The 5,854-nt window shown below is 68.2% G+C and carries 5 protein-coding genes and 2 pseudogenes; 3 read left to right on the forward strand and 4 right to left on the reverse strand.

Translation table 11 applies throughout. The annotated features are described in order from the left end of the window. Positions 1-109: 109 nt before the first annotated feature. Positions 110-214, forward strand: a pseudogene (locus AB0D04_RS42010) (hydroxyurea phosphotransferase); the annotation flags it as partial. Positions 215-412: 198 nt separating this feature from the next. Here the strand turns inward: AB0D04_RS42010 and AB0D04_RS42015 are convergent. Next, positions 413-943, reverse strand: coding sequence for a hypothetical protein (locus AB0D04_RS42015; RefSeq protein WP_362712697.1), 531 nt, complete (start codon positions 941-943; stop codon positions 413-415). 66 nt (positions 944-1,009) lie between these two features. Continuing rightward, positions 1,010-2,212: pseudogene (locus AB0D04_RS42020) on the reverse strand (IS110 family transposase). Positions 2,213-2,584: 372 nt separating this feature from the next. Between AB0D04_RS42020 and AB0D04_RS42025 the strand changes: the two are divergent. Further along, a complete protein-coding gene (locus AB0D04_RS42025) occupies positions 2,585-3,679 on the forward strand; it encodes a hypothetical protein (RefSeq protein WP_362712699.1) in 1,095 nt (364 codons plus the stop codon). Positions 3,680-3,685: 6 nt separating this feature from the next. Here AB0D04_RS42025 and AB0D04_RS42030 read toward each other — a convergent pair whose 3' ends face one another. Both AB0D04_RS42030 and AB0D04_RS42035 read right to left on the reverse strand, forming a co-directional pair. Next, complete coding sequence (locus tag AB0D04_RS42030; RefSeq protein WP_362712700.1) at positions 3,686-3,832, reverse strand: hypothetical protein; 147 nt, start codon at positions 3,830-3,832, stop codon at positions 3,686-3,688. A 313-nt stretch (positions 3,833-4,145) separates the two neighbouring features. Then, complete coding sequence (locus AB0D04_RS42035; protein ID WP_362712702.1) at positions 4,146-5,246, reverse strand: SagB/ThcOx family dehydrogenase; 1,101 nt, start codon at positions 5,244-5,246, stop codon at positions 4,146-4,148. A 230-nt stretch (positions 5,247-5,476) separates the two neighbouring features. Between AB0D04_RS42035 and AB0D04_RS42040 the strand changes: the two genes are divergently transcribed. Further along, positions 5,477-5,629, forward strand: coding sequence for a hypothetical protein (locus AB0D04_RS42040; RefSeq protein ID WP_362712704.1), 153 nt, complete (start codon positions 5,477-5,479; stop codon positions 5,627-5,629). The last annotated feature ends 225 nt before the right edge of the window (positions 5,630-5,854 follow it).

Here is a 5,854-nt window from a genome sequence, read left to right on the forward strand (position 1 = left end):
AGAACCCCATTCCGGTGGACTGCCACACGTTCACCACCAGTGACCAGCCCGTAGTCATCCCCTACGGGATCTACGACATCGCCCGCAACACCGGCAGCGCACTACGTGCTGGACACTGGGACGGGTGCTGCACAACGCCCTGTGGGACATCGAAAACGGGGAAAGGCGCCTCCAGCCGGAGCAAGCGGCGATCGCACAGGCGCTGCTGCACTAGCCAGGCGTGCGGTCCAACACCGGTACCCCGGCGAGCTCCTGCACCGGACAGATCACCCTCAGATACGGCGCTCCTACCACTACACCGAAAAACGGGATCACCGGGCGAGCCCGGCCGCTCCCCTGCCCACCACCCCAAATGCTCAGCCCCGCCAACTCAAGCACTCGGTTGTCAAGCTGCGAGTTGGACTGTCCGACGTTATGAGGAGGACGGTGCTGCACCGAAGATGCGGCGAAGCCGTGCCCAGCGAGAGGCCCCCAGGGGGATGCCCGAGCCTTGAGGAAGCGGGGTGTCTCCGTGGATCGTGGAGGACTGTGCAGCCGGCTCTTCGTGAGGATCTCCGCGGAAGGCAACGGCCTCTTCTCCGATCCCGACCACCTCCAGGAGGATGTCCAGGGCCTCGTCGGCGTCCTCGTGCCGCTGTGTGAGCCAGACAAATGAAATACCGGCCGGATTGCCGTCGTGCTTGCTGATGGCGAAGCTGAAGCCCCGCAGCCGGAACAGGACGACGTCGAGTGCGTCCAGCCCGTCCCACGACCGCTCCACGTGCAATCTCAGGCGCTTGGCCACGGGCTGCACCGGCAGCGCCAGCCCTCCGATCATCTGAAAGAGCGGAGAGCAGTGCTCCCACACGCTCCACTGATGGGCAGGGTTCTTGCCGGTGTAGTAGGGCGGGCTGGTGGCTTCCTGCCAGTCGGGATCAGGCCCCGGCACCTCGATGTCTGTCACGTCAAGCTCCTCCCCGTGCCCTCCAGCTGGCCGTTGTTCAACCTACCTTCAGCGGGCCGGCTGCCGTCATGCGGCGACTGCTCCTGACCAGGGTGGCCGGGCTGTGAAGTGGCGTTGACCGCGAATGAGGGCCCACAGGACGTCGAGACGACGGCGGGCAAGGGCAAGCACCGCCTGTTTGTGGCTCTTCCCTTCGCTTCTTTTGCGGTCGTAGAAGATCTTCGAGGTGGGACAGAAGCGGGCGGCAATCTGGGCGGAGAGGTAGAAGACACGCAGGAGCCGACGGTGGTAACGGTGTGGCCGGCGCAAATTGCCGCTAATGCGACCGGAATCCCTTGGGACTGGTGCGAGTCCGGCGACGCCGGCGAGCCGGCCCGCACTGCCGAAGGCGCCCGTGTCCCCACCAGTGCAGGCGATGAACTCTGCCCCCAGCAAGGGGCCCATGCCAGGCATGCTGACGATGACCTCCGCAGCACTGTGCTCACGGAATCGGGCTGCGATCCGCACATCAATGTCCGCGATTTCGTCGTCCAGAGCCAGCACCGTCCGGGCCAGGGTGTTCACCACGGCCGCAGCCGTGCTCTCCTCGGCCAAGGCGGTGTGCTGGGCCTGCGCCGCGGACCGCCGTATCAGCCACCGCCTGGGCAGCACGAACCTTGCGGTTCTTCAACCAGGTCGCCAGTCGGCGCGCGCCAACCCGACGAAGGCCGGCCGGCATCTGGTACCCGGTAAGCAGGACAAGTGCCGCCTTGGCTGCCGCGTAGTCGAAGGCCCGTTCCAGGGCTGGGAAGTACTCGAGCAGCTGGCGCGCAGCCGGTTGATAGCGCGAGTGCGAGCGGCAGCGAGGTCATAGCGGCGGGCGGTGAGGATCTTCAAGTCCACCGCAATCTCGTCCCACTCCTGCAAAGGCTGCAAGTCCCGTCGCATCCGCGCCTGGTCGGCGATGACGTAGGCATCCTTCGCCTCCGTCTTGCCATCGCCCCGGTAAGCGCGGGAGGCGAGATGAACGGTGCGGCCCGGGATATACAGCAGCCGCTGGCCATGGCTGACGAGCAGAGCGATCAGCAATGCGGCACCGCCGGCGTTCAGATCGACGGCCCAGGTCAGCGGACTGTCCTCGGCCAGCGCCAGCACCTCGGCCATGAGATCCAGGAGCTCGGACTCATCGTTGGTCACCCGGCGCGACAGCACCTTCGTACCGTCCGTGTCGATCACCGTGCAGTGATGCGCGGCCTTGCCGGCATCCGTCCCCGCCCAGAGCTCGGGCACCCGAGCCTCCCTCGTCGATCGGTTGACTGGCCCCAGCAGACGACCACGCCGACGTGTCCTTACGAAGCGGTCTCTGTTCGCTCATCCCAATGAGTGGCCGTGTCGTCGCGGGGCACTGGGCGGCCAATCAGTCAAAGCCACAACCTCGGCATGAGCGCTTCCAGCCATACCCAGGCCCCTGGGTCTCCCGATCGTACGAAGGACCGGAATCAACCCGCCAACAAGGTAAGGAGCGCTTCAGTTGGCCGGTTGAGAAAGGGTGGCGCACCCACACCGTCCGCCCAGCCGGCCTCGCTGTCAGCACTCTGTGTCATTATGCGGACGCGTCCCAGGGAGAGTGGGCCGCGGTCTACTGATTGCCAGGGGGTTGGGATGGGCGCGGGTACGGAGCCGGACGGCTCGTCCAGGTCCGACGAGGAATGGGAGCGGTTTCTGCGCGAGTCGGTGGCAGGTGCCGCCGACGCGCCCAAGGAGCCGTCGGCGCGGGCCCGCGACGTGGCAAAGCGGCTGCGCGCGGAGCCCGGCCGCGGCCTGGAGGGCTGGCGCAGCTACACGCCCGCGCGGCCCAAGCGGCGCACGGGCTGGTACGTGGTCGGGCTGCTGGCCTCGCTGGTGCTGCTGGTGGTGGCGCTCGCGCCGGGGCGGATAGTGAGCCTGTTCGCCGGCGCTGACTCCCCGCCGCTGGCGGCCGAGACCGCCCGCCCGACCCAGGCATCCCCGGAGGAGGCGGCCCAACGCCCCACCATGGAGGAGCCGTTCCGCGGCTCGCCGGCGGCTAGCTGGGCGAGCGGAGCGGCGGGGATCACCGTGCCGAAGGCCGGGGCGGTCGGCTGGATGAGCGCGGCCGAGGTCGAGCGGGCCCTCGCCCGCAGCCGAGACTTCCTCGTCGCGTCCGGCCTGGACCGCGCGGTGCTGCGGGGCGAGCGCCCCGAGAAGGCGATTGCACTGATCAACCCGCACCAGAAGGACGTCCAAGACCTTCTGAAAACCGCTATCCGAACCCCGAGCGAGAAGAACGACCCCCTCCTCCTCTTCAGCCGCTTCCAGCCCTCCCGCACCCACCTGGTCGGCGACGTCGTGAAGACCCGGGGCCGGCTCACCTACCGGGAGGGCGAACGCGGCGCGCTCCAGGTGACCGCCGACGTCACCTTCGTCTACCCGGTCACCCGCGCAGACGCGGGCGGCGACGACGAGATCGTGCGCACGATCGTCCGGCGCGAGCTGGTCCTGAGCTGGGACGACCCCGACAAGGTGATCACCGAGCCGGGCACGTTCTCGATCGTCTCGTACAAGTACGACATGACCAACGGCGGCTGCGGCGCCCCCACGGGCTACTTCATCCCGCCCTTCGGCACGGACCGCCGGGCGGACGAGGCCGGCACGGAGGTCGACCCGTACGACCGCAGCGCGCCGGTCGGGCGGGGCGAGTCCTTGGGGGACGAGTGCAGGAGGGCGACGCGGTCCTAGCGGGCGTTACTCGGTGGCGGCCACCCCAACCCCGAGGGCGATGAACATCCAGCCGCCGATCCGCACCCAGCGCCTGCGCCAGGCCGGGCGGCCGAGCACCGCACGCAGCCGGGCGGCGACGTACACGAGCGCCAGCCAGTAGACGACACCCATCGCGACATCAAGCGCGCCGAGTCAGCCACGTCCGGTACGCAGCACCAGTTGCGCTGGACAGTTCCGCGCTCAACGGCCGAGTGCAATGCTCACTGGCCAACTAAGAGCGCTCAGTCACATCCGGGTGTGACTGAGCGTTTCACTTGGCGGGTGAGTGCTTGAGTCGGCGGGGGCGAGCGTTTCAGTCGGCGTCTTCCCTCTTTTGCCGGGGCTGGTCACGTTGGGCAGCGCAGCACGGCGACCGATAGATATCGGCACTGGCCCGCCGGTTGCGACTCGGTGGGCGTCCGTGCCGGACGTCCGTGCAGGTGCCTCAGCGGAGGGTGGCGCGGCGGAAGGCGGGAAGGCCCGCGGGAGCAGCGGGTTCGTGGCGGGGGTGGCCGGCGGCGAGGACGTACAGGGCGCTGCGGGTGATGCCGTCGAGGCGGAGTTGCTTTTCCACGGCGGTGTCGTCGAAGGCCGCGCTCTGGAAGGGGCCGAGGCCCAATGCAGTGGCGGCCAGGGCAAACGTCTGGCCGAGGTGGCCGGCGTTGAGCAGGCTGACCCGGTAGGCACGGGGGTGGCGGTACTTGACGCGCATACGCTCCCAAGCAGCGACGACGAAGATCAGGAAGGCCGCTTGGTCGACGCCCTCCTGGTGCGCACACAGACGTGCCGCTTCCTGATGGGAGAACCCCTCGGAGAGTAGCTCGAGGCTGTGCTCGCGCGTGTTGTAGTGGAACAGCCCCGGCGCAAGCCCGGCGATGTTCGGGGCGGCGAGGTAGGCGTCGAGTTCCTGCCGGGCGCCGCCGCCCGGACTGGTGCGCCGGATGAGCGCGCCGTACTCGTCGGCGTCGATGAAGTCAGCCGGACCGAAGACCACACTCAGAAGCGCCGCCACTACGGAGAGAGCGACCGGTTCGGCGGTGAAAGCACGGTGAGTGCGCCGCCGGTAGAGCACCGCTTCCAGCGGGGCGGACAGCTCGGGCGCGGGCAGGCGCGGCAGCAGGACGCGGTCGGCGGCCGGATATTCGGTGAACAATGCGGGGCGGCCGTCCTTGACCAGTTCGGCGCGCAGCTCGGAGCTGGCGGGCTCGAAGGACGCGTCACGCGTGCTGTAGTGGAAGAACGCAGCTTCCGGGGCCCATGGACCCCAGGCTCGCGTCAGACGATCGTCCTGATCGGCCTCGGCGCCGCCTTCTTCGACGAGCAGGCCACACTCGACCAGTGTCGTGACGGCCTTGTCCACCGCAGCGGGGGTGAGGTGGCCGAGGGCGGTGGCGGCCTGCGCCGCAGTGGTCCAGGTCTCGAAAGCGCCGAGGATCTCTGCGGCCGAGGGGTGCAGGGCCATCGGCGCACGGTCCGGATAGGCGTGGACCACGAAGTCGCCCTCGTGCCAGTAACACGTCACTGCCCGCAGCCGCCGTAGCCGCACGCCCTCACCCCTCTTGGTGTCCGTGATGCTGTGGGGCCGGCCTTGGCCGACCCCACGCTCTTCTCACTTACGGCCGTAGCCGCTGGTGCGCCGCTCCTCCCGCTTCACGGGCACGGGCTTGAGCTCGACATCGCGCATGTTCTCCACCCCCCTCCCGGCCAACAGTCGCTGCACACTTGCTGGATCCCCCCTTCCCCGCAGGCGGAGGCAGTAGCCAGGTCCGGCGATGCTTGGCCGAAAGGGCCCAGCCCGCCCGTCAAGACTGGTGCCTCGAACACCCCCAAGAACGAGTCGCCAATGTCCACTCACTGATGGCCACCGCACTGAGCAAGTACTTCTCCAGGCTCCCCACCTACATCGATGAGAACGCCCTCGCCGATTGACACGCTCACCCGCCAACCCCAGCACTCATCAGCCAAGTGAAACGCTCAGTCACACCGGGTGTGACTGAGCGTTCTAGTTGGCCAGTTGAGCGTGTGGGCGGACCGATCAACGTAGAGAGGCACTAGCCTTGGCGTTTCGGTTGGGATGAGGCGGCTTCGCTGATCAGCAACTGTTGGGTAGGTCGAGGTGATTTTGTTGCCTGGGCATGGCGGAGTCCCGGCGTG

Source organism: Streptomyces sp. NPDC048483 (assembly GCF_040651455.1).
Lineage (GTDB): Bacteria > Actinomycetota > Actinomycetes > Streptomycetales > Streptomycetaceae > Streptomyces.